The 22301-nt window shown below is 57.6% G+C and carries 19 protein-coding genes, 1 tRNA gene and 1 pseudogene; 11 read left to right on the plus strand and 10 right to left on the minus strand.

The features are described from left to right. Positions 1-206 precede the first annotated feature (206 nt). Genes HX855_RS02610 through HX855_RS02620 form a run of 3 tightly spaced genes read left to right on the plus strand, consistent with a single transcriptional unit; the run spans position 207 to position 1811 of the window. Positions 207-422, plus strand: coding sequence for a 4-oxalocrotonate tautomerase family protein (locus HX855_RS02610; RefSeq protein WP_003218111.1), 216 nt, complete (start codon positions 207-209; stop codon positions 420-422). After that, on the plus strand, positions 419-1069 hold the full coding sequence (locus tag HX855_RS02615; protein ID WP_177088772.1) for a DsbA family oxidoreductase: 651 nt from the start codon (positions 419-421) through the stop codon (positions 1067-1069). The genes HX855_RS02610 and HX855_RS02615 overlap by 4 nt, the downstream gene beginning before the upstream one ends. Positions 1070-1100: 31 nt before the next feature. Then, entirely contained in the window at positions 1101-1811 is a 711-nt protein-coding gene (locus HX855_RS02620; protein WP_003218108.1) for an SDR family NAD(P)-dependent oxidoreductase, read from the plus strand. A 167-nt stretch (positions 1812-1978) separates the two neighbouring features. On the opposite strand, the gene HX855_RS02625 is transcribed toward HX855_RS02620, so the two are convergent. After that, on the minus strand, positions 1979-2260 hold the full coding sequence (locus HX855_RS02625; RefSeq protein ID WP_177088771.1) for a DUF3077 domain-containing protein: 282 nt from the start codon (positions 2258-2260) through the stop codon (positions 1979-1981). A 574-nt stretch (positions 2261-2834) separates the two neighbouring features. On the opposite strand from HX855_RS02625, the pseudogene HX855_RS02630 reads away from it, so the two are divergent. Both HX855_RS02630 and HX855_RS02635 read left to right on the plus strand, forming a co-directional pair. After that, positions 2835-3248: pseudogene (locus HX855_RS02630) on the plus strand (hypothetical protein); the annotation flags it as partial. After that, on the plus strand, positions 3221-4198 hold the full coding sequence (locus tag HX855_RS02635; protein ID WP_177088770.1) for a hypothetical protein: 978 nt from the start codon (positions 3221-3223) through the stop codon (positions 4196-4198). The pseudogene HX855_RS02630 and the gene HX855_RS02635, both read left to right, overlap by 28 nt. 14 nt (positions 4199-4212) lie before the next feature. Here HX855_RS02635 and HX855_RS02640 read toward each other — a convergent pair whose 3' ends face one another. The 8 genes from HX855_RS02640 to HX855_RS02670 all read right to left on the minus strand — a co-directional run bounded on the left by HX855_RS02640 (position 4213) and on the right by HX855_RS02670 (position 10053). Next, a complete protein-coding gene (locus HX855_RS02640; protein WP_177088769.1) occupies positions 4213-4863 on the minus strand; it encodes a hypothetical protein in 651 nt (216 codons plus the stop codon). Between the two features lie 301 nt (positions 4864-5164). After that, entirely contained in the window at positions 5165-6076 is a 912-nt protein-coding gene (locus tag HX855_RS02645; protein ID WP_177088768.1) for a hypothetical protein, read from the minus strand. A 61-nt stretch (positions 6077-6137) separates the two neighbouring features. Beyond that, the gene (locus HX855_RS02650; RefSeq protein WP_177088767.1) at positions 6138-7220 is read right to left on the minus strand and encodes a DUF5677 domain-containing protein; all 1083 of its coding nucleotides are present in this window, start codon (positions 7218-7220) and stop codon (positions 6138-6140) included. Positions 7221-7368: 148 nt separating this feature from the next. Beyond that, positions 7369-7665, minus strand: coding sequence for a hypothetical protein (locus HX855_RS33135; RefSeq protein WP_256353059.1), 297 nt, complete (start codon positions 7663-7665; stop codon positions 7369-7371). Positions 7666-7678: 13 nt separating this feature from the next. Continuing rightward, positions 7679-7930, minus strand: coding sequence for a hypothetical protein (locus HX855_RS02655; protein ID WP_177088766.1), 252 nt, complete (start codon positions 7928-7930; stop codon positions 7679-7681). Positions 7931-8445: 515 nt separating this feature from the next. Continuing rightward, positions 8446-8802: a hypothetical protein gene (locus tag HX855_RS02660; protein ID WP_177088765.1), complete on the minus strand. Its 357-nt coding sequence runs from the start codon at positions 8800-8802 to the stop codon at positions 8446-8448. Positions 8803-9318: 516 nt separating this feature from the next. Further along, positions 9319-9882 (minus strand): DUF4145 domain-containing protein, encoded by a 564-nt coding sequence (locus HX855_RS02665; protein WP_177088764.1) that lies wholly within the window; start codon positions 9880-9882, stop codon positions 9319-9321. 95 nt (positions 9883-9977) lie between these two features. Continuing rightward, positions 9978-10053 (minus strand) — tRNA-Thr (locus HX855_RS02670). A 279-nt stretch (positions 10054-10332) separates the two neighbouring features. On the opposite strand from HX855_RS02670, the gene HX855_RS02675 reads away from it, so the two are divergent. Then, the gene (locus HX855_RS02675) at positions 10333-10743 is read left to right on the plus strand and encodes a hypothetical protein (RefSeq protein WP_177088763.1); all 411 of its coding nucleotides are present in this window, start codon (positions 10333-10335) and stop codon (positions 10741-10743) included. Between the two features lie 138 nt (positions 10744-10881). On the opposite strand, the gene HX855_RS02680 is transcribed toward HX855_RS02675, so the two are convergent. Continuing rightward, positions 10882-11118, minus strand: a complete 237-nt coding sequence (locus tag HX855_RS02680; RefSeq protein ID WP_177088762.1) for a DUF2790 domain-containing protein — start codon at positions 11116-11118, stop codon at positions 10882-10884. 749 nt (positions 11119-11867) lie between these two features. On the opposite strand from HX855_RS02680, the gene bcsQ reads away from it, so the two are divergent. Genes bcsQ through HX855_RS02705 form a run of 5 tightly spaced genes read left to right on the plus strand, consistent with a single transcriptional unit; the run spans position 11868 to position 22285 of the window. Beyond that, entirely contained in the window at positions 11868-12788 is a 921-nt protein-coding gene (bcsQ, locus tag HX855_RS02685; RefSeq protein ID WP_177088794.1) for a cellulose biosynthesis protein BcsQ, read from the plus strand. Then, positions 12785-15004, plus strand: coding sequence for a UDP-forming cellulose synthase catalytic subunit (gene bcsA, locus HX855_RS02690; protein WP_177088761.1), 2220 nt, complete (start codon positions 12785-12787; stop codon positions 15002-15004). Before bcsQ ends, bcsA begins: the two co-directional genes overlap by 4 nt. Beyond that, positions 15001-17259, plus strand: coding sequence for a cellulose biosynthesis cyclic di-GMP-binding regulatory protein BcsB (bcsB, locus tag HX855_RS02695; protein ID WP_177088760.1), 2259 nt, complete (start codon positions 15001-15003; stop codon positions 17257-17259). Before bcsA ends, bcsB begins: the two co-directional genes overlap by 4 nt. After that, positions 17256-18452, plus strand: a complete 1197-nt coding sequence (gene bcsZ / locus HX855_RS02700; RefSeq protein WP_177088759.1) for a cellulose synthase complex periplasmic endoglucanase BcsZ — start codon at positions 17256-17258, stop codon at positions 18450-18452. Before bcsB ends, bcsZ begins: the two co-directional genes overlap by 4 nt. Then, positions 18434-22285 carry a cellulose biosynthesis protein BcsC gene (locus HX855_RS02705; protein WP_177088758.1) on the plus strand — a complete coding sequence of 1284 codons (3852 nt, stop codon included), beginning with the start codon at positions 18434-18436 and terminating at the stop codon, positions 22283-22285. The genes bcsZ and HX855_RS02705 overlap by 19 nt, the downstream gene beginning before the upstream one ends. Positions 22286-22301: the final 16 nt, after the last annotated feature.

The following is a 22301-nucleotide window of genomic DNA, read 5'->3' on the forward strand; positions in this document are numbered from 1 at the left end:
CAATACCGGGACGCTGCCGAGCCTCTGAGGGCAGGGCGGCCTCGAGTAACCCTCGGTGACGTCTCAACCCCATGGCAGGGACTTTATTGATTACACCGCATCACTAATGAAGTACTCCGCCCCACCTTTATCCACCTCAAGCAACCCCATAAATTGGCCTCACTGCTTGCCCATCATGCCGATGAGCAAGTCACTGGAGCCTTGCCATGCCATTTGTCAGCGTACGTATCACCCGCGACGGCGTTACCTCGGAGCAGAAAGCCCAGGTCATTGCCGAAATCACCGAAACCCTCGAGCGCGTCCTCAACAAACGCCCCGACCTGACCCACATCGTCATCGAAGAAGTCGACACCGATAACTGGGGCTACGCCGGCATCACCACCACCCAATACCGCAAACAGCTCGCGGAAAACCCGTCATGAGCACGCCCGTCACCGTCGACTTCATCTCCGACGTGGTGTGCCCGTGGTGCGCCCTGGGCGCCACCGCCCTGGAACAAGCCATCAACAACCTGGCGGGCGAAGTGAAGGTTGAGCTCACCTTCAAACCCTTCGAACTCAACCCCGACATGCCGGCCGCAGGCGAAAACGCCGTCGCCCACATGATGCGCAAATACGGGCGCAGCGCCGAGGAAGTCGCCAGCGGCAAAAGGATGCTGATGGAGCGGGGCGAGGCCATCGGCTTCAGCTTCGACCTTGAAAAACGCAGCCACTTCTACAACACCTTCGACGCGCATCGGTTGCTGTTTTGGGCGTTGCAGCAAGGGCGCCAGATCGAGCTGAAAAAGGCGCTGTTGCGTGGGTATTTCAGCGATGGCCAGAACGTCAGCGACCACCAAACCCTGGCCGGTTTAGCCGCCGAGGCCGGGCTGGACATTGAAGGCGCACGGCTGGTGCTGGGCTCTGCCGCCTACGCCAATGAAGTGCGCGAGCTGGAAGCGTTCTACCGCGAGCACGGCATCAACTCCGTGCCGGCCATGGTCCTCAATGGCCGCCAGTTGGTCTCCGGGTCGCAATCCGTCAGTGACTACGAACAGATGCTGCGGGAAATGTCCGCCGCGGCTGCTTGAACCATCTCCTTTTCTATATAGAGGTTTCATCATGAGCAATTCGAAAAAAGTCGTTGTGATTACCGGTGCATCCCAGGGCCTGGGCGCTGCTGCAGTGAAGGCTTACCGCGAGCTGGATTACCGTGTGGTTGCCACCTCCCGGTCGATCAAACCGTCGACGGATCCGGACATCCTCACCGTGGCCGGCGACATCGCCGACCCGGCCACCGCCGAGCGCGTCATTCGCGAAGGTGTGGCGCGGTTTGGCCGCATCGACAGCCTGATCAACAACGCCGGGATCTTCGTCGCCAAACCCTTCACCAGCTACACCCACGAAGACTACGTGAACGTGTTGGCGGTGAACCTGAACGGGTTCTTCTACATCACCCAACTGGCGATTACCGAAATGCTCAAACAGGGCGCCGGGCACATCGTCAACATCACCACCAGCCTGGTGGACCACGCGATTGACGGCGTGCCGTCGGTGCTGGCTTCGCTGACCAAAGGCGGGCTGAACTCAGCGACCAAGTCGCTGGCGATTGAATACGCCAAGCGCGGGATTCGCGTGAATGCGGTGAGCCCGGGGATTATCAAGACGCCGATGCATGGTGAAGAGACGCATGCGGCGTTGGGCAGCCTGCATCCGGTGGGGCATATGGGTGAAGCGCGGGATATTGCACAGGCGATTGTGTACCTGGAGTCGGCCGGGTTTGTGACGGGGGAAATTCTGCACGTGGATGGTGGGCAGAGTGCTGGGCACTAAGGGACGCGGTTGAACGAAAAACGCCCCGAGCCCTGATGGCCCGGGGCGTTTTTGTGTGTGACGGCTTAAAGCCAAGCACTCTAGAACAAACAACAAAGATCAAATGTGGGAGCCGGGCTTGCCCGCGATGGCGATGGCCCAGCCAACACATCCACAACCTGACACACCTACAGATTATTGCCCGGCGACTCCAACACCTTCACCACATCATCAATGACTGCCTTGCTCATCTCTTGCAGATAGTGCGAAGCCCAAGCGTAGCGGTCCGTATCCCGAATCATTGCTGCGTCCTCTGCCAGCAGCTTGGCGACATGCAGCAAATTGGAGACGTGAGACAGCGCTTCAGGCAGGGAAACCCCGCTGTTGACGCGAAACAAAGGCTGGTCAGAGTGAAAGGAAAAAGGGGTAACGCCGAGGGTAGTGAGGCCAGACGGATTTGAAGCGCTCATCGGTAAACTCCCGTATCAAGTGAGAGCTACCACGTTCGTTCTCAGGCGAATGGGTGGCAGCTGTGCGCAGGCTGAGAACCGGAGATACAGGAACCCGGCAGACCCGAAGGTCTCCCACGCACAGCCGCCATTGCACAAAACTACGGGCATAAAAAAACGCCTGCAAATCGTGATTGGTGGCGCTGTTGCGCCTGCATCATGTCGGGTTCTCAGGCCCGGTCGCTGAATTGGCAGCGACGGGGGAGGGTAGCGTGGTGGTGGGGTGGGTGCAACTGGGGAAATAGTTGTTTCGTTGTGCCGCTGCCGTGCTTGGTTCTGGCGGCCTGAATATGAGTCTGTCGCGTCTTCTCAGAACGCTGAGCTTGAAGGGCAGGTTTGCCATTCCTGCAGCCAGTTCAGGACGCAAAATCATGCCGCTCGTGCAGTTATGCCGTTTTATGGATACGTCATAATTATTGGCCACTCATAATTTGGCATAAAAGTCGGAAGGTGAATTTTCGGTATGGGAAATGGACCTTTTCAAGGTTTAGAGGAAGACACCAGAAAGCCGAAGATTTGGAACGTTAGCTACATCCACCTGCGCGCGGCCTTGGTCGAGATCGGCCAGCACACCGGCTTGCGCTTCCGCGTCCCGGAACAGCCGTATGCCAGCGTCAAGGCGCCGTTTTTCTACAGCCTGGCCGCCGGCTATCAAGCCATGGACAGCCTGGCCCGGGTTTTCAACATCCCCGACTTCATCTGGCAGCAACAGGGTGACGGGGAAGTGTTCGTGGGCAGTTGGGCTGACAGCTTCTTTGGCGTTCGCTCGCCGCTGCAGCTGCCGGTGGAGCTGTTCGACGACTACCAGGGCAACCAAAGCGCGATGATTGCAGCCCTTCCCGGGTTGCGACCAGGTGCAACGATCAACCACGGCGAGCGCATCACCAGTGTGGCGCTCATCGACAACCAGATGGCCATCCGATGGACGACGCAATCCGCCGCAGCGTAGAACGCCAATTCCCCGAACTCACCGGCGGTTACCACCTGCCACGCTTTGCCCGGGTTGTCGCCGTGGCCGACGCGCCCGCCGGCGCCGGGATCTGCGACGACTTCCGCCCGCGCTATGCGGTCGACATCGAGGTCATGGGGCCGGACGGCGAGCCAGACACCAAGCTGCCAATCCTTGCCGGCGTGCCTTTGCCGCTGCCCACCGGTGGCGAGGAAATGGGCATCTATGCGTTCCCCGAGGAAGGCACCCAGGTTGTGGTGTGCTTTGCCTACGGCCTGCCGCACAAGCCCTATATCCAAACCATTCTGCCCCACGGCCTGAGCATGCCCAGCGTCCCGAAGGGTGACCAGGTGTGGCAGCACAGCGAGGCGTGTCAGCAGCGTGTCGACGCGGACGGCAACTGGCTGCGCCAGACTGACGGCAAGATCCTGGACAAGGCGATCGAGCGGGAAGTGGAGGCGATGGGCAACACCGAGCGGTTCCAGAGCCACACCAGGACGGTGGACGATCATTCAACGGAGTCGGTAGGGGGCATCAAGACGCTTGAAGCCCTGGGCGCGCTCAAGCTGCTGTCGGGCGGATCTGCAAGCCTGGCCGCAGTGGATGATCTGCACCAGGCGACCGGGCGGGACTTGAACCTGGTGGTGGGGCAGAAGCACAACGCCACGGTGGGTGGCGACATGGAGGAAAGGATTCAGGGGTTGCGCCAGAGCGTGGCGGCGGTCAGCCAGCGACTGGTCGCGCCCAAGACCTGGTTGGGATCCGAGGGGGTGAACGTGCTGCAGGTGTTGTGTGATTTGCTCGACCTGGTGCAGCAGATGAACACTCAAATGGCTACACACACCCATGTGCCCGGACCCGCTGCAAGCCTAAGTGATGCAAGTAGGTTTATGTCGAATGCTAGTATTGCTGAAAACCTTGCAGTTTCTTTGAAAAACATAAAACTGTAGGTTCGCTGGCTACTTCACTGGGTTTCCTTAGGCGTGACAAGCGAAGTGCGCAAAGTTTCAATGTAAGGTGATGTTATTTTCAGTTTGTCTGACAACTCCACTAAGGCGAGTTTTTTCTGTTTGATTTCAATGTTGTCAATTAGCTCTACGATTTGATGGCAGTGGATCGTTGCACTAATAATATTTAATGAAATTAATGCAATCTTTTGAAAGTTCGAGAGCTCTCTTAAGGAATGGAATTCTTCAAGTTGGTTGTTTAAATCTTTTATTGTTTCTGAGAGTCGGGTTATATGGGTTCTTTGATTTTGTGAATACTTGTGCGCGATACTTGTGAAGTGCTCAGAGAGAAAGGGTAGGGATATCTCACTCTGTAGTTGGTGTCCAGGTATTATATGTCTAGCTACAGAAGAGTCGTGGGTTTTGATAGCCTCCTCGAAAATATGCTCCAAATATAATTTTGTTCTTTCTAGTTCCTCGGTAATGCACATTTTTTTGTTTTTGATTGCCTTGCTTTCTTTTTTTCCTTCGCGAAGCATTGTTAGTGATGCACCTACAAGTACTCCTGCTAATGAACTGACAACTGGAGTGATTAGTTCTAATGGTTGCTTTTTTGCTTGTACTAGGCTTAAGTAGTTCAAGCACTGCGCGAACGTTTCGAATTCCATGACTTTTCTCCAGTATTAATTAGTACTATTTTTCATCTGCGTTGCTGGCAAACCTCAAAGACAATCTCTATTGCCTACGAACTTTAGCAAAATACCGCCTGCAGGTGCTGTGCGATTTGCTCGACCTGGTGCAGGATGGATGCACAATTGGCGTACCATACACATCTGCCAGGGGCCGACGCCCGCAGCGGCGGACGCTTCTGAATTCACTGAGAAAGCGCTTAGGGTAACTAATCTTAGGCATGCGCTTAAAATTGTAACGTTTCAGTGAGGACATGATGGTTTGCTAATATTCAGACCCTCATTGTTTCTTCGTACTCAGTGAATTAGTGGCGTACCGTTTATACATGTTCGATATTGGAATGTTTGTCTTGGCGAGATTGATCCTTACGTTGTCCCACTCAAGCGTAAGCATTATTGGTTTTTTATCGTTTGGTGAATATGCGCCAACAGCGAAAGAATCACCGTCGTTGATTAAACTGTACTGATTGAGATATTCCTCTATCGTGAGCCTTGCGGAATTTATTCGGGCCTCAGTGATTCTCCTGACGGTTTTTTGGATTTCACTTATGCAGCCGATGTAGGATCTTGCTCCCTTCTTTAGATCAAATCTTTCTGGTAGCTCGTGAATTATTTCTTTTTTAAACTCGCGATCCGCGATCAAGAATCTTTTTTCTGCAAATAAGTCGATGTTGAACTCAAGCTCTTTTGCATTGCCGTTGTCGTCTTGTGTCCAGTGGGATGGCAGGCTGACGGTGTGTAGTACCATTCCGTGATGTGCAATATAGTTGCGAAGAGCTTCCATGATTTTGTAGTCAAGGTTGTCGTCATACTTTTTGCTACGAAACTTTTTCAGTTCAGCTTTTGCTTCTGAGCAATCGCTTGCACAGAACGCTGCAGTAGAAACAATCTGCTCTGTGTAGATTTTTCCAGAAAGTATAAAGTTTGCAATTTTTTGATTTAGTAATGCTCTTATGTTGTACAGGTTGTCATAGTCGAAATTAAATTTAACCATCAACTCGGCAGTTAGGGATAGTAGTTGCTTTTCTAGGTCGATATAGTTGGAGAGTGTTAGGTCGTACTTTTCTTCAATGCTTAAGGCGCCAGTTAATACTTCCCGTGCCTCTGCTATGTTTTGAAATTCTAGCTGGGTAATTTTCAGTTTAGGATAGCGCCCGAGTGCAGCGACCTTCAGGAAGTATTGATCTGTCATTGTCGTTCCTTGATTTGTGATTTAATTATTGATCTTTAAAAGGGTTTGGCGTTTCGCTGCTTTATTTACGCAAAGCATCACCCTTGGCCTGGAGAGCTGCATCCGCAACTACTAGCTCTCGCTTCAAGATTTCGTGCCACAGTCGCAGAGCTGAAATTCTCATAGGCGATTCATCATTAGGGAACGCGGTTATAAAGGCTATGGTCGCGCAAACTAATGACAGGCTGGTACATTGTATTGGTTCTATCAGTCCTTCGTTAGATGGTCCGACTAATAAGAGGTCTTCCTTTGACATTGAAGTGCCTAGTTTGAATCCGATACTATCAATGCCGGCATGCACGTACTGATTGGCAAAGCTAAAGTGGTTTCTGAGAAAACTCATTTCAACAAAATTTTCTATGTCGACGAAATTTGCTGCCGAGTTAGGGTGCATTGGCTTGCCTAACGCTTTAAGAGCCCATCCAAATTTATTCTTAAAGCTAGGCTCATATTTTTCAACGATTTGCTCTTGCTCTAACGTCATCAGAGCTAAATGCTCATCTGAAAAAGCTTCAAACCCAAGCTCGTTGTTATTGTTGAATTTTTTTGCTGCCGAGATTCGAGCTGCATGTTGAAAGTTAAGAAATCTTGATGCCAGGTCTTCATCACCTTCGCAAATGAAGATCGCGGTTACGGACGTTTCGTGCAGTGTTCGCCATCTAGCGAATGCGCCATCAGCATACCCACCATGCAAAAGATGAGATATTTCATTTCCGACTTGTACGCAGCGCGCTTGCAGGCGTGTTGCGATATTAAATTTATTGGTATAGGCATCAGAGTTGTGGGTGACTCCTTCCCTCAACTCCTCCACGATTTTTGTGCACATATATAGGAGTGTGTCTAGTCTTTTTAATGGTGTGTTCCAAGTTTCAAATAGACGGTCCCTGAACTTGCTGCGTGATTCATAAATTTCAGATAAGAGTTCGTCTTTTTCTGTGTCGAGTATATTAAATAAGTGCAGAGAGAGGTATTTATTTGCTTCTTCTGGATTGGTATGGATTAGTTCTACTATTTTCTCAATGTCGTCAGCGCTAAAATCTGGTGCATTAGTCAAGTGGCAAAGTAGTGATGTGCTGGGATCTATGCTGTTTTTACATGCGTCCATTTTATGTTCCTTGTTGTAGCTCGGGATTTTATGCTTTTGACATTTTGAGCCTTCCTTTCTCGGCCTTCACTCTATCCTCAACGGTGGTAAGAACGTAGGTGCCGTATCGACGATAGCACTACTTGCGTTGGAGTAAATATCTACACAGCTATGCCTGTCGGCACCACCAGGATTGCGCGTAAGCACACCCATCGATGTACTCAATCCCACTCAACACAAACCCGGTAACAGCCATTCCTGACAATGTTGCGTCCAGCAATCGCGGTAAAGGATCCGCTTCCAGAGGCATGCCCACCTCAACGCGGGCCACGTTGGCGCTCCGGCCCAGCTCGACGTTGTTCTCTGAGTTCACCATCACATTACCTTTTATCGCTGGATAGCGACGCCGCTCTTGGGGCGTCAGTGGAATGCCTCTGCACCTCATAGGGGTAATCAACATATGCATAAGCTGCCGCCACCTATCCGCCGAACTGGCTATCAAAAAGGGCTTCGACTGCGTAGGCCAGAGCCCCATCGGCTTGCTCAAGAAGATCGCTTAAATCGCTACTGTTGATCATCTGAGTTCTGTGCAGCGTGTAGGCCTGTGTCAGCAAAGCTTTGTGGTGAACTCCAGGGTGTTCTAACAACGCCGTCTCATCACGTAGAAGCGCGTACCAACGCGCAAGCGCGGCAGATTGGTCACCCGTCTTTCCAGAGAGTTTTTCGTTCATCGCCTTGCCTTTATTTTGCACTGTATGAATAAACAGTATATTTGCAGTGCACCTTCCTGCTGCACCTGGCCGATGAGCTGTCGGTCGGCGCGTATTAGCACGCAGTGTAGGAAGCAGGGTGGATGAAGAAAAAACCTCCGAAAAAGCACTTATCCCCCTCCCGCCGACGGGGTTTGCGTCCTTTTTTTGTGCAAACCCGGATGTAGTGCAAACGAACCGGCAGCCCAGGCGGGCCGGGGCGCTCTGCGGGCGACCGGCAGTTTCACAGATTGCAAAGTTTTGAAGAGAAGTGCAGTGCGGTTGCACAACGGTGCAGCAGACGACCACGAACGGGGCAGGGCTGGAAGCCCCGGTTTCATTGGGTCGAAAATTTTAAAACATTCGAACCAAGCGGTTTTCAGAATCGCACCCCGTCGAAAGTGCACGTCATTGCAGGTACAGGGCGTGTCTCAGGCTATGCAGGGAGTTGCCCGCCGGCTGGGCCTGGCAGGCTGATTACATGGGGGAGAGGGGTTTCAAACTTTTGCAGCGGCGCCGCGTACATGAGGAAGGGCACCGAGGCGTTCCAGGCGGGCGAATTCCGCTTCTACCAACGGGACCAGCAACTGGTTCAATGCGCCATAAAGTGTGTCGGCCTGATGTTGAGTCAGTCGTTTTACCGTGCCGGTCACGCCGCTTGCGCAGCACACGCAATCGGGATCAATCCCAAGCATATCCAGCGCACCATCTATATAGCCTCGCAGGTAGTCAGCGCGGTTGAACAGAATCAAGCTGGCCGGTCCTTCCTGGTAGTCCCAATGGACCTCCCATAGGTCGCCTTTCTTGATGACTTCAATTTTTGGAATGGGAGCGACGGAGTTGGGCTTTGTCATGGTGTTCTCCGGATCAAAGTCACGAGGCGATAGCAGTCTGGTGTGGCGTGCCTGAACGGCTGCTGAAAACTTTTTCCAGGTACACCCCCTCCTGACACGTAAGTGGCGTCAGCGGGTCGAAAAACGTCTGAAAAGCCCCGGATTCATTGGGGGGAGTCACTTACAGTCATGTCGTCAAAAAGTGTAAGTCAGGAAAGATAATGAAAAAAACCCTTTAAAAACAGTAGGTTGTGGGAGTGCTCACTTACAGTCACGAACTGTTCGGCGCCGACACTGATCTGACAGTCTACTTACCGTTTAGAAATGGGTCTAAGCTATTGAAATATAAGGGATAGAGATAGATTAAAAATCTCACTTACACTTCTTACGCACTTTTGATGGGTGCACCGGAAAAAAATTCCCGTGTGTCGTAGGGGGGACGCTCGACGCATGGACACACTGCGATGGCGCTCAAGTTCCGGGCTATTGGACGCCGTTGCCTGCCTACGTTTGCAGCGTCACGTAGCTTTGCGCGAGTCACGTGAGTTTTGTGTCCAGGCTTGCATTGAGCTGCTTCAACAGCCCGACCGCCCATTGGCACATTTCTGCCATGTTCATGGCGTCATCAAACGATACGGCCTTTTCTGGCAGATGGGCTGCCGTGTTTCTGATATCGCGGAGCCTGACAAGTTTTTGATACGTCGCTAGATCTATGAACCGCTCTTGGTGCAGCTCTCTAAGCTTTGCCATCGGCGGCATACGTGAAGGCACGTTACGTTTATCCGCAACTTGGCTGAGCTCCGCCTCAACTGGTAACCAAGCGCTGAGAACGGCAGCGCGTGGGTCCACTTCAGCTATAGATCTAAAGCTAGAAAGCAGATCTTTGTCTGCCTGTGAAGGGGCTTCAGCCTCGGCGCCAACCAGCTCTTTCGCCGCTTCGATCTTCTCGCCTAGGTCGATTTGCACATCTTTATATTTAAGCGTTCGAATCAGGGGGATCAGCTTGGCTAGCGGTTCGCGCATTAAGCAGGTCAACGTGATTACAGCAGCCGGCCAGGCGATGGATCCGATGACTGAGGAGAGAAATTGCAGCCAATCCATGGGCTTTGCACCTTAGATTTAGTGCTTGTTACGTCGCTTGTTACGTACGACGCAAAAAACAAAGGCCTGCATCGCTGCAAGCCTTTGTTTTTAAATGGTGCCGGCACCAGGAGTCGAACCCGGGACCTACTGATTACAAGTCAGTTGCTCTACCAACTGAGCTATACCGGCGTGTTAGGGCGACGATTATAGCGATTGGCAAGCTTCTGTAAACCCCTGAATTCTGACTATTTTTGCAACCGCCCGGGTTTTCTCTCTGCCACCTCGTTTCAACCACCCCAACCCTGCAAATCCCGTGCGCTGGATCACTGGAAAAGGCTGTCGGGTAGTGGCAACATGCCACCAATTTCCGACCCCCACGCGTACACAACCAAACGAACCATCGGCATCTATCAGGATCAATCCTGAGCGCGTCCGCGCGACGAATGTACTTATAGAAGGAAGCACCACGTGAAACGGAATCTCTCCCTGGCTCTCATCGTCCTGGCCGCCACCCTCGGTGGCTGCGCCGCCCACAAGCCCACCAACGACCCGGCCCTCGTCGGCCAATGGAAAGGCCTGCGTGCAGAAAGCGGCAAGTGCCAGTTCTTGTCCTGGAACAACAACCTCAAGCCCGACGGCCGCTTCACCATCACCTTTTTCCGTGATGCGCAGCAGACCCAGCCGATTCAAACCGAGAACGGCACCTGGTCTGCGGCCAACGGCAAGAATGAGTTGCGAACGGATGGCGTGCGTACGCCGGATATCTACACCTACAAGGTGGTCGACCCCGACACAGTGCATTACGTGAGTGTGGCGGAGGACCCGGCGGGCGATTGCCAGGAAGATTATGCGTTCACCGAGCATCGCATTCGCGGTTAAAGCCATTCAGCTTCAGATGAGATGTTGTGGCGAGGGAGCTTGCTCCCGCTGGGCTGCGTAGCTGCCCCAAAAACATGGGGAGCGCTGCGCACTCCAGCGGGAGCAAGCTCCCTCGCCACGGGTTTGTTACTCACGCGTTTAGCTGCCTTCATTACACGAATCCGCAAACTTCATGTACTCAAATACCCGCTTCTGGCCATGGGAATCCAGGTAGGTCATCCGCGCATTCACCACGCCGCACGCCGCGCCACCATCGTCAACCGTCGACAGCACTTGCTGAATATCCAGCTTGGGGCTGGCCTCGGCATGGGCGGAAAAGGCGGCAACGTTGAGCAGGGCAAACAGGCTGCTGGCGATGAAGGTGTTCCGGTTCATGGAGGTGTCCTCTGAGGTTCAATAGGGAGTGTGTTTCGTTGGAGCCTATTGAGCACCCGGGAGGTATCCGGCCTGTGTCATGTACCCCGGCGTTTTGCCTCGCCATGTGTTGAGCGCGGCATTGCGTACAACTTGATACACAGATACTTCGATTAGAGGCATTAGTTAGCCCTGGTGTCTCACTTAGACCTTATCGGCATAACGACTATCGCTTTTCCCTTGAATACGGCGAGTCTTTCCGTATTCTGTTTCGAAATATTAAGCGTCAGATTAATAGCGGAATCGTTTAATCACTTTTTAGAGGCGTCAAGGGTTAATTACTTAGTTGTAATTTGCCTCGTCAGTCAGGTGCTTTTCTTGTCGGTCTGGACAGGAAAATCGTTAAAAAATAGCTTTAAGCTTCTGATCTACAAACAAATGGTAAAAAAACACAAAATAAGTCAAAAAAACGACGCCATGCCGCTCGTCGGAAAGAATTAATCCAAAAGCATCAAAATACTGACACCATCAGTTTGATATCACAGAATGCCGCCAGCCAACACATAACTAGAAGAAACCAAGGTCAGCCCAACTCGCTGACCTTTTTATCGCCTTTAAAGCGTAATAAATGGGGAGGGCCGTGGGTGAGTCGCGCAGACGATATTTCGAAACTATTCAATAAACTGGGCGCCAATCCAAATGGCTACCGGGAGTTACAGGCCGTCCACGATTATCTCGAGGATGACGTTGTCCTCGAGCGTTTCGACGCCGTGCCCACCCCAGTCAAGGCCGCTTCTCCGGTTATCCTGGATGAACCGCCATCGGCGCCTTTGCTGCGCCTGCTCGAAGAGCTGACCCAGGCCGACCCCGTGCAACCGCCCGAAGTGGTGGAAGGGCCGACCGGTGAGGTGTACTCGGAGCAGTCATCGCCCAAGGTGGTTGTGGTGGTCTCGCTCAAGGGCGGTGTTGGTCGCAGCACCTTGACCGCCGCCATCGCCAGCGGCATGCAGCGCCAAGGTCGCCCGGCGCTGGCGCTGGACCTGGACCCGCAAAACGCCCTGCGTCATCACTTGTGCCTGGGCCTGAACTTGCCCGGCATCGGGGCGACGAGCCTGAACAATGAGTCCTGGGAAGGCCTGGCGGAGCGCGGCTTTGCCGGTTGCCGGTTGGTGGCGTTCGGCGAGACCAACAACGAGCAGCAGCAAAACCTCAATCGCTGGCTGGGCGAGGAAGCCCAGTGGCTGCCCAAGCACCTGGCCGGCCTGCACCTGAACGGCCAGGACACGCTGGTAATCGACGTGCCGGCCGGCAACACGGTCTACCTGCATCAGGCCATGGCCATGGCGGATGTGGTGTTGGTGGCGGTGCAGGCGGATGTCTCCTCGTTCAGTACCCTCGCCCAGATGGACAGTGTGCTGGCGCCGTACCTTGAGCGCGAAAAGCCGCCGCAGCGTTACTACGTGATCAACCAACTCGACGGCGCCCACCGCTTCAGCCTGGACATGGCCGAAGTGTTCAAGGCTCGCCTGGGCGATGCATTGCTCGGCACGGTCCACCGTGACCCGGCGTTCAGCGAAGCCCAGGCCGACGGCCGCGACCCCCTCGACCCTACCGTTAACAGTCTCGGCTGCCAGGACATTCATGCCCTGTGCCGCACGCTGCTCGAACGAATCGATTCGGACCTTCCATGACCGACACTACGTCCTCTACGCCCCACACCCCGGGGCGCACTGAACAGCGCCTGGACGCCGCGATTTCGCGCTTCAATCGCTGGCCCGACGCGCTGCGTAAAGTGCTGGTGGTGGTCAGTTGCGTGGTCGGGACTTTGCTGTTGGTGAGCATCGTCAGCGCGCCGCTGGACCTCTACAGCCAATGCCTGTTTGCCGCCGTGTGCTTCCTCGCGGTGCTGGTGTTGCGCAAGATCCCGGGGCGCATGGCGATCCTCGCGCTGGTGGTGTTGTCGCTGGTGGCGTCGCTGCGTTACATGTACTGGCGGCTGACCTCCACCCTGGGGTTTGAGACCTGGCTGGACATGCTCTTCGGCTACGGCCTGGTGCTCGCCGAGCTGTACGCGCTGGTGGTGCTGATCTTCGGCTACGTGCAAACCGCCTGGCCGCTGCGCCGCGAGCCGGTGTGGCTCAAGACCGAACCGTCGGAGTGGCCCACCGTCGACGTGTTCATCCCGACGTATAACGAGGCGTTGAGCATCGTCAAACTGACCATCTTCGCTGCCCAGGCGATGGACTGGCCCAAGGACAAGCTGCGGGTCCACGTGCTCGACGATGGCCGTCGCGACGACTTCCGCGATTTCTGCCGCAAGATCGGTGTGAACTACATCCGTCGCGACAACAACTTCCACGCCAAGGCCGGCAACCTCAATGAAGCGTTGAAGGTCACCGACGGCGAATACATCGCGCTGTTCGACGCCGACCACGTGCCGACCCGTTCCTTCCTGCAAGTCAGCCTGGGCTGGTTCCTCAAGGACCCGAAGCTGGCGATGCTGCAAACGCCGCACTTCTTCTTTTCGCCCGACCCGTTTGAAAAGAACCTCGACACCTTCCGCGCCGTGCCCAACGAGGGCGAGCTGTTCTACGGCCTGGTGCAGGACGGCAACGACCTGTGGAATGCGACCTTCTTCTGCGGCTCGTGCGCCGTGATCCGCCGTAAGCCGTTGCTGGAAATTGGCGGCGTGGCCGTTGAGACCGTGACCGAAGACGCCCACACCGCGCTCAAGCTCAACCGGCTGGGCTACAACACTGCTTACCTGGCGATCCCGCAAGCCGCGGGCCTGGCCACTGAAAGCCTGTCGCGGCACATCAACCAGCGCATCCGCTGGGCGCGGGGCATGGCGCAGATTTTCCGCACCGACAACCCGCTGCTGGGCAAGGGCCTGAAGTGGGGCCAGCGCATCTGCTATGCCAACGCCATGCTGCACTTCTTCTATGGCTTGCCGCGGCTGGTGTTCCTGACCGCGCCGCTGGCCTACCTGATTTTCGGTGCGCAGATTTTCCACGCTTCGGCGCTGATGATCGTCGCCTACGTGTTGCCCCACCTCGTGCATTCGAGCCTGACCAACTCCCGGATCCAGGGGCGCTTCCGTCACTCGTTCTGGAACGAGGTCTACGAGACCGTGCTGGCCTGGTACATCCTGCCGCCGGTGCTGGTAGCGCTGGTCAACCCGAAGGCCGGTGGCTTCAACGTCACCGACAAGGGCGGGATCATCGACAAGCAATTCTTCGACTGGAAACTCGCCCGGCCGTACCTGGTGTTGCTGGCGGTGAACCTGGTCGGGTTGGGCTTCGGTCTCTACCAGTTGATCTGGGGCGATGAGTCCACCGCGGTCACCGTGGCGATCAACCTGACCTGGACCCTCTATAACCTGATCATCACCAGTGCGGCAGTGGCGGTGGCTTCCGAAGCGCGGCAAGTGCGTTCCGAGCCCCGGGTCAGCGCGAAACTGCCGGTCAGCGTGATCTGCGCCGACGGTCGCGTGCTCAAGGGCACCACCCAGGATTTCTCGCAAAACGGCTTCGGCCTGATCCTCGCCGACGGGCACGAAATTGCCCAGGGCGAGGCGGTGCAACTGGTGCTGTCGCGCAACGGTCAAGACAGCCTGTTCCAGGCGCGGGTGGTGTTCAGCAAGGGCGCGCAAATTGGCGCCCAATTCGACGCATTGTCCCTGCGCCAACAAAGCGAACTGGTACGCCTGACGTTTTCCCGCGCCGACACCTGGGCCGCCAGTTGGGGCGCTGGCCAGCCCGATACACCGTTGTCTGCCTTGCGTGAAGTCGGTGCCATCGGCATCGGCGGCCTGTTTACCCTGGGCCGCGCCACGCTGCATGAATTGCGTCTGGCCTTGCGCCGCACACCCTCACAACCGCTCGATACGCTGATGGACAAGCCATGACTTCCACACTATTTGCCCGCCCGCCGTCGCGCGGTGTGCTCGCGCTGATGATCGCTTCGCTGCTGGGCCTGGGCTCGCAGGCGCAGGCTGCTGCACCCGCCGTTGCGGTGCAGAGCACTGATGACGGCTATAGCCTGACCCTCAAGCAATTGGGCCGTCGCGACACCATGAACCTGCAAGGCGTGGAAGCGTCCGACAGCGTCAACTTCGACATCCGTGCCGATGAAGTGGTGAAGGGCGCGCAACTGCTGCTCAAGTACAGCTACTCGCCGGCGCTGCTGGCGGACCTGTCGCAGATCAACGTGCTGGTCAACGACGAAGTCGCCGCCAGCTTGCCGCTGCCTAAAGAAGGCGCGGGCGTCCAGCAGGAAAAGCTGGTGCAGATTCCGGCGCACCTGATCACCGAATTCAACCGCTTGAGCCTGCAGTTCATCGGCCACTACACCATGTCCTGTGAAGACCCGCTGCACAGCAGCCTGTGGGCCAAGATCAGCAACAGCAGTGAGCTGAAAGTGCAGGTGCAACCGATCGTTTTGAAAGACGATCTGTCGGTGCTGCCGCTGCCGTTCTTCGACAAGCGCGATGCGCGCCAGGTCAGCCTGCCATTCGTGTTTGCCACCGCGCCGGACAACGCCGCGCTGGAAGCCGCCGGCGCGCTGTCGTCGTGGGTAGGCGGCATGGCCAGCTACCGCGGTGCCACGTTCCCCACCACCCTTGGCGAGATCCCGGCCAAAGGCAACGCCGTTGTATTGGTGCAGAGCACTCAGGCCATGGACGTGCACGGTGTGGCCGTGCCCGAGCCTAAAGGCCCGACGCTGACCCTGATCGCCAACCCCAACGACCCGAATGGCAAGCTGCTGATCGTCTCGGGCCGTGACGGCGCCGAACTCAAGCGCGCGGCCACCGCGGTGGTGCTGGGCAATCCGGTGCTGACCGGCAACAGCGTGGTCATCACCAAGCTCGACACCCTGGCCCCCCGCACGCCGTACGACGCGCCGAACTGGCTACCCAGCAACCGCCCGGTACGCCTTGGCGAACTGGTGGAGCTGAAAAAACTCAACGTCTCCGGCTACAACCCGGGCCCGATCAGTGTCGACCTGCGCCTGCCGCCCGACCTGTTCAACTGGCGTGAAGAGGGCGTGCCGCTCAACGTCAAATACCGCTACACGCCGCAGCAGGTGTCCACTAATTCGACGCTGTTGATTGGCCTGAATGACCAGTTCATGAAGTCTGTCGCGTTGCCGTCGGTGAGCAACCTGGGCGGCGGGCAGAGCCTGTTGGACCAACTGAAGAAAGACGAAACCCTGCCCCGCGAAGTGACGACCCTGTTGCCGATCAGCTCGGCTTCGCCCAAGTCCAAGCTGCAACTGCGCTTCATGTACGACTACATCAAGGAAGGTGAATGCCGGGACATCATTGTCGACAACATGCGTGGCGCGATTGACCCGGACTCGAGCCTGGACCTGAGCAGCTACCAGCACTTTATTGCCATGCCGAACCTCGGCGTGTTCAACGACTCGGGCTTCCCGTTCACCCGCCTGGCTGACCTTTCGGAGTCGGCGGTGGTGATGCCGGACAACGTCGGCACCGACGAGCTGAGCGCGTACCTGACCGTGATGGGCCGCTTCGGCGAGTCCACCGGCTACCCGGCCACCGCTGTCAAAGTGGTGCAGGCCAAGGACGTGCAAAGCGTTGCCGACAAAGACCTGCTGGTGCTCGCCACCGGCGGCAACCAGCCGCTGTTGCAGCAATGGCAGCAGTACCTGCCGGCCACCAGTGACGGCCCACAGCATCACTTCCTGCTGTCTGACCTGCCCCGTTATGTGCGCAGCTGGATCAGCCCGGACGCCGCCGCCAACCAGCATCCGGCCAACGCCGGCATCACCTTCAGCGGCCTGAGCAACAGCACCTGGTTCGCCGGTTTCCAATCGCCGCTCAAGGCCGGGCGCAGTGTGGTGCTGATCGCCAGCAACCAGCCTCAGGGGCTGCTTGAAGCGACCTCGGCGCTGATTGGCGGTGACGACTACAAAGACTCGATCCAGGGCAGCCTGGCGGTGGTGCAGGGCACGCAGATCAGCTCGCTGGTCGCCGACCAGCAGTACTACGTCGGCAACCTGAACTACTTCAAATTCATGCAGTGGCAGCTGTCCCAGAACCTGGGCTGGATGTTGGTGATCACGTTCCTGGGTCTGCTGGTGCTGACCTGCCTGATCTACCTGGCCCTGCGTGCCCGTGCAAAACGGCGGTTGGCATGAGCCCTTTGCGTAGCGCGATTCTGGCTGTGATGGGCACGGCAATGTTTGCCGGTGCCGCCCAGGCGCAGACCTGTGATTGGCCGCTGTGGCAGAACTACGCCAAGCGCTTTATCCAGGACGATGGCCGGGTGTTGAACTCGTCCATGAAGCCGACAGAAAGCAGCTCGGAAGGGCAGTCGTACGCGATGTTCTTTGCGTTGGTTGGCAACGACCGGGCGACCTTCGACAAGCTCTGGACCTGGACCAAGGCCAACATGGCGGGTGCCGACATCGGCCAGAACCTGCCGGCCTGGTTGTGGGGCAAGCGCGACGACGGCAAGTGGGGCGCGATCGATACCAACTCCGCCAGCGATGCCGATTTGTGGATGGCTTACGCCTTGCTCGAAGCGGCGCGTGTGTGGAATGCCCCGCAGTACCGCAGCGACGCGCAACTGGTGCTGGCCAACGTTGAACGCAACCTGATCGTGCGCGTGCCGGGCCTGGGCAAGATGCTGTTGCCGGGGCCGGTGGGTTACGCCCATGCAGGTGGCTTGTGGCGCTTCAACCCCAGCTATCAAGTGCTGCCGCAACTGCGTCGCTTTGCCAAAGAACGCCCGAACGCCGGCTGGAATGAAGTGGCCGAGAGCAATGCGAAGATGCTCGGCGACCTGCCGAGCAACCCCCACGGCCTGGCGGCCAACTGGGTCGGTTATCGCGCCACCAGCGCGAACACCGGGCTGTTTATCGTGGATCCGTTTTCCGATGACCTGGGCAGCTACGACGCGATCCGCACCTACCTCTGGGCCGGTATGACCGCCAAGAGCGATCCGCTGGCCGCGCCGATGCTCAAGGCGTTGGGCGGGATTTCCCGGGCGACCGCTTCGTCGGCCACCGGTTTGCCGCCGGAGAAAGTCCACGTGCTGACCGGCGAAGTCGAGAAAAACAACGGCTACACGCCGATGGGTTTCTCGGCCTCCACCGTGGCGTTCTTCCAGGCCCGGGGCGAAACCGCCCTGGCGCAGTTGCAAAAGCAGAAGGTCGACGACGCCCTCGCCAAGGCCCTCGCGCCGTCGGCACCGGACAGTGCCCAGCCGATTTACTACGACTACATGCTCAGCCTGTTCGGCCAGGGCTTCGCTGATCAAAAGTACCGTTTCGAACAAGACGGCACGGTGAAATTATCCTGGGAGTCAGCATGCGCCGTCACACGCTAGCCATTGCGATTCTGGCCGCCCTGGCTTCTAGCGCCAGCTTTGCCGAAACCACTGACCCGCAAGGCCTGCTGATCGAGCAGGGCTATTACTGGCAGTCGAAAAAGAACCCGGAACGCGCCCTCGAGACCTGGCAGAAACTGCTGCGCCTGAGCCCCGAACAACCGGATGCGCTGTACGGCATCGGCTTGATCCAGGTGCAACAGCAGCACCCGGCCGAAGCGCAAAAGTACCTGGCCCGCCTGCAGGCGTTGAGCCCGGTACCGCGCCAGGCCTTGCTGCTGGAGCAGGACATCACCCTGAATATTCCGGCCAACGCCAAGTTGCTGGAGCAGGCCCGCGAACTGGGCGAGCCTGAAGAAGAGCGCGAACAAGCCGTTGCGTTGTATCGCCAGATCTTCCAGGGGCGCGAGCCTCAGGGCCTGATCGCCCGCGAGTATTACAACACCCTGGGCTTCACCCCCAAGGGCACGAACGAGGCCATCGCCGGTTTGCAACGGCTGTCCCGCGAGCGGCCGAATGACCCGATTGTGGCGCTGTTTCTGGCCAAGCATCTGGCGCGTAACCCGGCAACCCGTGCTGACGGCATCCGGGCCCTGGCCAAGCTGGCGCCGAACAACGACGTGGGCGGCAACGCCGATGAAACCTGGCGTTTTGCGCTGATCTGGCTCGGCCCGCCGAAGAGTGACCAGGTGCCGTTGTTCCAGCAGTTCCTTGCAGCGCACCCGGACGACACCGAGATCCGCGCGCTGATGAACAAGGGCATCGCCCAAGGCAAGAGCGGTGCCGGTTGGCAGCGTGATCCGCAGATGACCAAGGCATTCAAGGCGCTGGATGACGGCGACCTGAAAACCGCCGAGCCGCTGTTGGCGGCCCGCCTCAACGAAAAATCCAACGACGTCGATGCCCTCGGTGGCATGGGCGTGCTGCGCCAACAGCAGCAGCGCTTCACCGAGGCCGAAAGCTACCTGGTGCAGGCTACCCGCCTGCCGGGTGGCGCGGCGTGGCAGTCGGCGCTCAATGACGTGCGCTACTGGAACCTGCTCAACCTGGCCCGCGATGCCCAGCGTGGCGGCCGCACCAGCCAGGCCCGTGACCTGGTGGCCCAGGCCGAACGCCTGAACCCTGGCCAGCCTGGTGCTGCCGTGGCACTGGCGGGTTTCCAGGCCCAGGACAATCAGTTCGACGCCGCCGAAGCCGGCTACCGCAAAGTGCTGGCCCGTCATCCGGGCGACCCGGACGCGCTGAGTGGTTTGATCAACGTGCTGTCCCAATCCGGGCAGCCGGAAGAAGCCTTGAAACTGATCGATTCGGTGTCGCCCGCCGAGCGCGCCAAGTTCGCGCCGAGCGTGAAAATCACCGCGTTGCGCGCCACCCAGGTCGGCAAGCTGGCCGAACAACGGGGCGATTTGAAAGCCGCACAAGCCGCCTACAAACAAGCCCTCGATGCCGACCCGGAAAACCCGTGGACGCGCTTCGCTTTGGCACGCATTTACCTGCGCGACGGCCAGATTCGCAACGCCCGTGCACTGATTGACGGCTTGCTGGCCAAGCAACCGAACCAGCCGGACGCGCTGTACACCAGTACGTTGTTGTCGGCCGAGTTGGGTGAGTGGAAGAAAGCCGAAGAGACCCTGGCCCGTATCCCGGCCGGGCAACGCACGGCGGACATGAACGAGCTGGGTATCGATATCGCGCTGCACAAGCAGACCGACATCGCCATCGAAACCGCCCGCCGTGGCCAACGCCCTGAAGCCCTGGCACTGCTGGGTCGCAGTGAAGCCATGACCCGGCAAAAGCCTGAGCGCCTGGCGATTCTGGCCGCGGCTTATGTGGAAGTCGGTGCGACGCAGCAGGGCCTGGATATCATGCAGAAGGTTGTGGATAACAACCCGAACCCGACCATCGACCAGAAACTGCTGTACGCCAATGTGCTGCTCAAGGCCAACCACTACACCGAGGCGGGCGACATCCTGCGTGAAGTGCAGGGCCAGCCATTGAGTGAAACCGGCCGCCAGCGCTATGACGATTTGATCTACCTGTACCGGGTCAAACAGGCTGACGCCTTGCGTGAGAAAAACGACTTGGTCGCGGCCTACGACATGCTGTCGCCGGCCCTTGCCCAGCGTCCCAACGACGCGATGGCGGTAGGCGCCCTGGCGCGGATGTACGCGGCCAGCGGCAACAGCAAAAAAGCCATGGAGCTGTATGCGCCGCTGATCCAGCAGAACCCGAACAACGCCCGCCTGCAATTGGGCCTGGCGGACATCGCGTTGCAAGGCCGTGACCGTGGCCTGGCGCAAAGCGCCACTGACAAGGCGTTGGCGCTGGAACCGGGTAACCCCGAGATCCTCACGTCGGCGGCGCGTATCTATCAAGGGCTGGGAAAAAACAGCGAAGCTGCGGCGTTGCTGCGCAAGGCCCTGGCCATCGAGAACAGCCAGAAGAGCCAGACGCAATTGGCCCAGGCCGGCTCCCAGGGCGCGCCATACAACCCCTTTGTCGGCTTGCCGGGCCAGCGTCGTCAGGTCACTGACCTGACCGTCGCCGGTGCGGTACCGCCGCCGATTGATGCACCGACGAATGTCGTGCCGGAAAACGCCTTGGCAGCCTCCGGGCGTCCGGCGTCGAACAACTGGAACGAGCCGTTTGAGGCGCCGTCGAGTATTGCTTCGCTTGACACCGCCAACCTGAGCCCGGCGCGTCGTGCGCTGGATACGATTCTGCGGGATCGCACCGGTTACCTGGTTCAGGGTTTGAGCGTTCGCAGCAATAACGGTGAGAGCGGGCTGAGCAAAATCACCGACGTGGAGGCGCCGTTCGAAGCGCGGATGCCGGTGGGTGATCTCAACGTTGCGTTGCGTGTGACCCCGGTGCACTTGAGTTCCGGCAGTGTGAAAACCGACTCCGCCACCCGGTTTGGCGGTGGCACTGCCAACTCGGCGGGCTCGCAGAGCGACAGCGGCGTGGGTCTGGCCGTTGCCGTGGAGAACCCGGATGAAGGCCTCAAGGCCGACATCGGCGTCAGCCCTCTGGGCTTCCTGTACGACACCATCATCGGTGGCGCCAGCGTCTCGCGGCCGTTCTCCCAAGGCTCCAACTTCCGTTATGGCGTCAACGTTTCCCGGCGTCCGGTCACCGACAGCGTGACCTCATTTGCCGGTTCCGAAGACAAGCGCACCGGGGAGAAGTGGGGCGGCGTGACCGCCAACGGCGGGCGTGGCGACCTGAGCTACGACAACCAGAAGCTCGGTGTGTATGGCTATGCGTCGTTGCACGAGATGCTGGGTAACAACGTCGAAGACAACACCCGCCTGGAACTGGGCAGCGGCATCTACTGGTACCTGCGTAACACGCCAACCGATACCCTGACTCTTGGTATCAGCGGTTCGGCCATGGGCTTCAAGGAAAACCAGGGTTACTACACCTACGGCCAGGGCGGTTACTTCAGCCCGCAGCGCTTCTTCTCCCTGGGTGTGCCGGTGCGTTGGGCCCAGAGTTTCGATCGCTTCAGCTACCAGATAAAAAGTTCGGTAGGCGTACAGCATATCGAGCAAGATGCCGTCGATTATTTCCCGGGGCATGACCAGCTCCAGAGTGATCGGGGCGATCCGAAATACGCCAAGGACAGCAAAACCGGCATCGGCTACAGCTTCAACGCCGCCGCCGAATACCGTCTCAGCTCGCGCTTTTACCTGGGTGGCGAAGTCGGCCTCGACAACGCCCAGGACTATCGCCAGTACGTCGGCAACGCCTACCTGCGCTACCTGTTTGAAGACCTGAGCGGGCCTATGCCCTTGCCGGTCAGTCCGTACCGTTCCCCTTATTCGAATTGATTGATAGGAGTCATCC

Source organism: Pseudomonas sp. IPO3778 (genome assembly GCF_013386825.1).
In the GTDB taxonomy this organism is placed as follows: Bacteria; Pseudomonadota; Gammaproteobacteria; order Pseudomonadales; family Pseudomonadaceae; genus Aquipseudomonas.

Bases quoted from the DNA above. Each gene is read 5' to 3' on its own strand.
- HX855_RS02610 (WP_003218111.1), top strand. From the start codon at position 207: ATGCCATTTGTCAGCGTACGTATCACCCGCGACGGCGTTACCTCGGAG.
- HX855_RS02615 (WP_177088772.1), top strand. From the start codon at position 419: ATGAGCACGCCCGTCACCGTCGACTTCATCTCCGACGTGGTGTGCCCG.
- HX855_RS02620 (WP_003218108.1), top strand. From the start codon at position 1,101: ATGAGCAATTCGAAAAAAGTCGTTGTGATTACCGGTGCATCCCAGGGC.
- HX855_RS02625 (WP_177088771.1), bottom strand. From the start codon at position 2,260: ATGAGCGCTTCAAATCCGTCTGGCCTCACTACCCTCGGCGTTACCCCT.
- HX855_RS02635 (WP_177088770.1), top strand. From the start codon at position 3,221: ATGGACGACGCAATCCGCCGCAGCGTAGAACGCCAATTCCCCGAACTC.
- HX855_RS02640 (WP_177088769.1), bottom strand. From the start codon at position 4,863: ATGGAATTCGAAACGTTCGCGCAGTGCTTGAACTACTTAAGCCTAGTA.
- HX855_RS02645 (WP_177088768.1), bottom strand. From the start codon at position 6,076: ATGACAGATCAATACTTCCTGAAGGTCGCTGCACTCGGGCGCTATCCT.
- HX855_RS02650 (WP_177088767.1), bottom strand. From the start codon at position 7,220: ATGGACGCATGTAAAAACAGCATAGATCCCAGCACATCACTACTTTGC.
- HX855_RS33135 (WP_256353059.1), bottom strand. From the start codon at position 7,665: ATGCATATGTTGATTACCCCTATGAGGTGCAGAGGCATTCCACTGACG.
- HX855_RS02655 (WP_177088766.1), bottom strand. From the start codon at position 7,930: ATGAACGAAAAACTCTCTGGAAAGACGGGTGACCAATCTGCCGCGCTT.
- HX855_RS02660 (WP_177088765.1), bottom strand. From the start codon at position 8,802: ATGACAAAGCCCAACTCCGTCGCTCCCATTCCAAAAATTGAAGTCATC.
- HX855_RS02665 (WP_177088764.1), bottom strand. From the start codon at position 9,882: ATGGATTGGCTGCAATTTCTCTCCTCAGTCATCGGATCCATCGCCTGG.
- HX855_RS02680 (WP_177088762.1), bottom strand. From the start codon at position 11,118: ATGAACCGGAACACCTTCATCGCCAGCAGCCTGTTTGCCCTGCTCAAC.
- bcsA (WP_177088761.1), top strand. From the start codon at position 12,785: ATGACCGACACTACGTCCTCTACGCCCCACACCCCGGGGCGCACTGAA.
- bcsB (WP_177088760.1), top strand. From the start codon at position 15,001: ATGACTTCCACACTATTTGCCCGCCCGCCGTCGCGCGGTGTGCTCGCG.
- bcsZ (WP_177088759.1), top strand. From the start codon at position 17,256: ATGAGCCCTTTGCGTAGCGCGATTCTGGCTGTGATGGGCACGGCAATG.
- HX855_RS02705 (WP_177088758.1), top strand. From the start codon at position 18,434: ATGCGCCGTCACACGCTAGCCATTGCGATTCTGGCCGCCCTGGCTTCT.